This is a genomic window from Paenarthrobacter sp. CM16 (assembly GCF_013179505.1).
In the GTDB taxonomy this organism is placed as follows: Bacteria; Actinomycetota; Actinomycetes; order Actinomycetales; family Micrococcaceae; genus Arthrobacter.
In genome coordinates this window covers 1-5,461 of record NZ_JABMCX010000303.1, presented here as the reverse complement: position 1 = coordinate 5,461, position 5,461 = coordinate 1, and the positions used below count along the sequence as shown (strand labels likewise).

Sequence of the window (5,461 nt, the reverse complement as noted above, 5' to 3'; positions counted from 1 at the left end):
GAGACGGTCATCCAGGCTCCCGTGGACGGCGTCGTGCATCGCGTCCTGCCCTCGGCCGGCGCGCAGGTAGTGGCCGGCGAAGCCTTGGTGGTCCTGGAGCCTGCAGAGGTCCGGGAACCAGCCCTCGTCCTGGAAGGGAGCTCCTCATGACCGGGCGTCACGGAAGCACAGTGCAACGCGTCCTGGCCGCGCTCGAGGCGATTGACGCCGTCGACCGTCCTGAAATCTGGATCCACCTGCGCGGGCGGGATGAGCTGCTCGCGGAAGCATCACGGCTGGATGCCGCGACGGCCGCCGGGGAGGATATGCCGTTGGCCGGCCTGTTGCTAGCCGTGAAGAACAACGTGGATGTGGCCGGCATGACCACGACGGCGGCGTGCCCCGGCTTTGGCGGGACAGCAACCCGGGATGCGGTGCCGGTGGCCAGGCTTCGCGCAGCGGGTGCGCTGGTGCTTGGGGCTACCAACCTGGACCAGTTCGCCACGGGACTCGTGGGAACCCGGAGCCCGTACGGAGCCGTCCGCGATTCACGGCGACCCGACCGGATTTCGGGGGGCTCAAGTTCAGGCTCCGCGGTGGCGGTGGCCTTGGGTCTGGTGGACATTGCCATCGGCACGGACACCGCAGGTTCGGGCCGGGTTCCAGCCGCTTTGCAGGGAATCGTGGGCATCAAGCCGACACTGGGCGTCGTATCCACCGAAGGCGTGGTCCCGGCATGCCGATCCTGGGATACCGCCACGATTTTTGCCCGGGACCTCGCCACTGCCGAACTGGCCATGGGCATCATGGCTGGGGAGGGCCGCGCCTGGCCCACGGACGTCAGGGTCGCCGCGCCGTCCACTCCGCGGGTGGCGTATCCCGCCGCACTACCGGCCCTCCCCGAAGCGTGGGCGGCGGCGTTCCAGGCGCAGATTGAGCGGCTCCGTGCAACAGGGGTGGTGGCCGAAGCAATCGAGCTGGATGTTTTCCTGCAGGCAGCCCGGCTGCTGTACGACGGCGGATTGGTGGCCGAACGCTATGCCGCCGTCGGCAGCTTTATTGACTCGGTGACGATTGGCGGGGTTGCCGCGACGCTGGACCCCACAGTCGCCGGCATCATCCGCGCCGCCGGCAAGGTCCCCGCGCATCAATACGTTGCGGACACTGCGGCCTTGGAGCGACTCAAGTACCAAGCCATGGAGCGTCTGGACGGCTTCGACGCCTTGGTTGTTCCCACAGCGCCTTTCCACCCAACGATTGCCGAGGTGGCGGCCGATCCTATGGGGGTCAACTCCCGGATGGGCACCTATACCAATTTCTGCAACCTCTTCGACTTCAGCGCTGTTGCGGTACCGGCGGGCACCGTCACCGAGGGCGGCGGCGTTGAAACAGGAGGCGTTGACGCAAGCGGCATTGAAACACGCAGTAAGTCGCAGTTCGGCCTCACCGTGGTTGCCCGGACGTTCGAGGACGGAGTGGCCGCGGACATTGCCCGGCGGATCGAGCTCACCCCGGAGCTGCCCGAGCTGTTCGCCGCGAGAGCTGCGGGAGCCGCGGGAGCCGCGAGAGCTGCGGGAGCCGCGGCGGCTAAGTCCCTAGCGCCCGAGGTTCCCTGGCCGGTTGCTGCGGGAGCCGCCGTCGTACCTCTTGTAGTGGTGGGGGCGCATCGCAAAGGGCAGCCGCTGGCGTCCCAACTCGAAGACCGGGGAGCGTTCTGGGACGGGCATGTGACCACCGCGGCCCAGTACCGGATGGTGGCCTTGGAGACAACGCCACCCAAGCCGGGGGTGGTGCGATCAGCGCGCGGGGCCGGGCTCGTGGCCGAGAGGTGGCTGCTCTCCGAGGCAGCGCTGGGATCCTTCCTGGCTGAACTGCCCGAACCCATGCTGCTGGGATCCATCACGCTGGATGATGGCAGCAAAGCCGTGGGTTTTGCCTGTGACGCCGTGGCCGCGGCCGAAGGACGGGATATTACGGAGTACCGCGATTGGATTAAATATCTGGAACAGAACACAGCCGGATCGGGAAGCCATGGCTTGTGGCGCGAGGCCGGCGGGGCTCTTCTGACTGGACTCGGACGCGGCCGGAATTAGACGGCAGGCGGCCGATTGGCGGAAATAGGGTATCCGCCAATTGGCCGCCCCACCGTTTTCCGGGCACCGCCGAACATCACGAAATGACCCACTTTGGGGCTTGCTGGTGCGGTTAACGGTCCGCGGAAGCCCTATCATTGTGCTTGTCGTCATTCGGGCATTTTTTGCGAGCTCCGCTGACGCCGGATTCAGCATGTCTGTGAGCCGAGGCTTGCACCTTCGAAGGGAAACCCTATGGCCCGGAGCCCGGAAGAGTCGCTCAAGGCGACCTTGGCCAGAGTCGCACCCGGAACTCCGCTGCGTGATGGCCTGGAACGCATCCTCCGGGGACGGACCGGTGCCCTGATCGTCCTGGGCTATGACCGCACCATCGATTCCATCTGTTCCGGCGGGTTCGATATAGGCATCGATTTCTCCCCCACCCGCCTGCGCGAGCTGGCCAAGATGGATGGTGCCATCATCTGTGACAAGGACGCCAGCAACATTGTCCGCGCTGCTGTCCAACTGGTCCCGGATTCAAGCATCGAAACCCAGGAATCAGGCACCCGGCACCGCACGGCTGAACGCGTGGCCATCCAGACCGGCGTTCCCGTAATCTCCGTCAGCCAGTCCATGCAGATCATCGCGCTGTACGTGAACGGTTTGCGCCACGTGCTGGAGGGCTCAGAGAAGGTCCTGGCCCGCGCCAACCAAGCCTTGGCAACGCTGGAACGGTACAGCGCCAGGCTGGACCAGGTCACCAGTTCCCTTTCTGCGCTGGAGATCGAGGCCCTGGTCACTGTCAGGGACGTTGCCGTCACCTTGCAGCGGCAGGAAATGGTCCGCCGCATCTCCGAGGAAATCGCACAGTACGTCCTGGAACTCGGTGAGGACGGCCGCCTGCTGTCACTCCAGGTTGAAGAACTTACGGTGGGACGCGGACCGGGCAGCGAAGTCATCATCCGGGATTATTCGGATCCCAACGCCACGCCCGAAGAAATTGAGGAAGCCGTCCAGGCTCTCCTCAACCTTGGCCCCACCGAACTGATCGACCTTAGCCGCATCGCCCACATCATCGGTTTCGCCGGCGGCGTGGAGCAGTTGGACGCCGTTGTCCAGCCGCGCGGTTACCGCCTGCTTTCGGGCTTGAAGTCCGTGCCCAAGGCTGTGGCTGATCGCTTGGTTGACTACTTCGGCGGGCTCCAGAACCTGATGGCCGCCACCATCGATGACCTCATGACAGTGGACGGCATTGGCGATCAGCGTGCCCGCACAGTGCGCGAAGGCCTGAGCCGCATGGCCGAGGCCAGCTTGCTGGACCGCTTCCTCTAAGCCGGCTGCCGTCGTCGGACGCTGGCCAGTCGGAACCTAGTTCAGCTGGAAGACTGCCTTGGGGCTGGCCTTGTTTCCCAGCCGGGCCTCAAACGTGTAATAGGCGCCGCCGCCACCTGGCTTGGCGTTGATCGCCCCGCAGCCTTCCAGTGTGCGGTTGCGCTGCCATGGGAAGTTCGCGGTCTCGCTCTTGCCGGGCTGGATGGTCTTGATGAGGTCCTCGCTACCGGCTTGGCAGTCCTTGGACGAAAAAATACGGTCCGCGCCGCTCATCACCAGGTACTCCATTTGGGATGTCCCCACATTGACCTCGCACGGGGCGGTGCCACCGTTGGTGATGGTCATGGTGAGCAGCGGTTTTTCCTCAGGGCCGTAGGCGGGTTTATCGGTCTTGGCGGCGACCGTCATGAGGTTGAAGTCGCACACGGGCGTGGGCGATGCAGACGGCGATGCGGTCCCGGACGGAACACTACCCTGCGTCGGCGCTTGTGACGGCCCGGCTGTGTTGACCGCCTGCGGTTCGGACTGCCCACCCATGGCACCGCCAATGGACACGACGGCGACCACGATCAAGGCGATCACCAGCAGCAGCCCACCGAAAACCACTTGGCGACGGCGACGATACACCGCAGGGCTCGGGCGGCGCTTTTTTGCGGGGGCAGCACTCTTCCCCGGCGCTGAGGAGCGCGCGGTGGACTGCTGCTTACCCTTGGTGGCCATGGTCCTAGGCTAGGCTCGTGGCCCGCAGCGCACCTAACCTACACGCCGCAGGCCCCTAATCCGGGGCTGTGTGACGTCGGCCATGGTCCGCGGTTCCATTACAGTTGAGGGCAGTATGACACTTCCCGATGCCCACCAACTCACCGCGCTCCACAGCGCCCTGGATCAGTGGTTCGCCGATACCGCCAGGGACCTGCCGTGGCGTGAGCCGGACTGTAGCGCGTGGGGAATCCTGGTCAGCGAAGTCATGCTCCAGCAGACTCCCGTGGTGCGGGTGCTCCCGGTATGGCGGGACTGGATGGAGCGCTGGCCCACGCCGGGCCACCTCGCCGCGGAGCCTTCGGGTGAAGCCGTACGTCATTGGGGTCGCCTTGGATATCCCCGCCGCGCCTTGCGGCTCCACGCTGCAGCAGTAGCCATCCGCGAAGAACATGGCGGCAACGTCCCTGACAACCATGCGGGACTTTTGGGTTTGCCGGGCGTCGGCAGTTATACAGCTGCCGCCGTCGCCGCCTTCGCTTTTGGGCAGCGGGAAACTGTGGTGGACACCAACATCAGGCGGGTCCATGCACGGCTCATCCTGGGGAACGCACTCCCGGCTCCCGCGTTGACCGCGGCGGAAATGCGCCTGGCCGAGTCACTCCTCCCCGCCGGGCAGGAGCTGTCCGTCCGTTGGAACGCGTCCGTAATGGAGTTGGGAGCCATGGTGTGCACGGCCCGCAGCCCCAAGTGCGCCGACTGTCCCGTCCGCTCAAGCTGCGCCTGGCTTGCCGCGGGTGAGCCACCGCCGTCGTACACGCCCAAGGGCCAGTCCTGGCACGGCACCGACCGCCAGGTCCGCGGCGCCGTGATGGCCGTCCTCCGCGAAGCTGCCGCCCCTGTCCCCCGGGAAATGTTCGAGCAAGCGCCGGCGGATCTGGGGTTCGCACCCTCCGGTATCGGGATCCCGCTTGCCGCGCTGCACCGGCTCAACTCGGCGCCGGAGCAACTCGAGCGCGCCCTGGATGGGCTGTTGGTTGACGGCCTGGCAGAAATGCACGACGGCGGGTTGCGGCTTCCGGCCTAGCGTTCAGCGGGGGGCGGTATCGGTTCGGCAACGCCACCAAGCGGGCAGTAACAATGCAGGTGTTTCTTTCACATGCACCGGGCCAAGCCGATTAACCCTGGCCTACCCTGAAGCATGGGCAGAATCGCAGTGGCGTTGACCCTTGCCGGAACGGCAGCATTGCTTCCGGGCTGCTATCCCCAAGCAGTGGCCTGCCCGGCCATTGGGCAGATAGCCGGAGTTTCCCTGACCGTGGCAGCGGGGTACACGGACCAAGTGGGGACGCTTCGGCTCAAGGCCTGCCAGGATGGCA

General features: G+C 65.8%; 4 protein-coding genes. 3 read left to right on the top strand and 1 reads right to left on the bottom strand.

The window, feature by feature from the left end; genetic code table 11:
• The first annotated feature begins 146 nt into the window (after window positions 1–146).
• Both atzF and disA read left to right on the top strand, forming a co-directional pair.
• The gene (gene atzF / locus HP499_RS20190) at window positions 147–2,072 is read left to right on the top strand and encodes an allophanate hydrolase (RefSeq protein ID WP_172325922.1); all 1,926 of its coding nucleotides are present in this window, start codon (window positions 147–149) and stop codon (window positions 2,070–2,072) included.
• 234 nt (window positions 2,073–2,306) lie between these two features.
• Window positions 2,307–3,383 (top strand): DNA integrity scanning diadenylate cyclase DisA, encoded by a 1,077-nt coding sequence (gene disA / locus HP499_RS20185; protein ID WP_172325921.1) that lies wholly within the window; start codon window positions 2,307–2,309, stop codon window positions 3,381–3,383.
• 36 nt (window positions 3,384–3,419) lie between these two features.
• On the opposite strand, the gene HP499_RS20180 is transcribed toward disA, so the two are convergent.
• A complete protein-coding gene (locus HP499_RS20180; protein WP_172325920.1) occupies window positions 3,420–4,103 on the bottom strand; it encodes a hypothetical protein in 684 nt (227 codons plus the stop codon).
• Between the two features lie 115 nt (window positions 4,104–4,218).
• Here HP499_RS20180 and HP499_RS20175 point away from each other — a divergent pair, with 115 nt between their 5' ends.
• Window positions 4,219–5,169, top strand: a complete 951-nt coding sequence (locus HP499_RS20175; RefSeq protein WP_172325919.1) for an A/G-specific adenine glycosylase — start codon at window positions 4,219–4,221, stop codon at window positions 5,167–5,169.
• Window positions 5,170–5,461 lie beyond the last annotated feature (292 nt).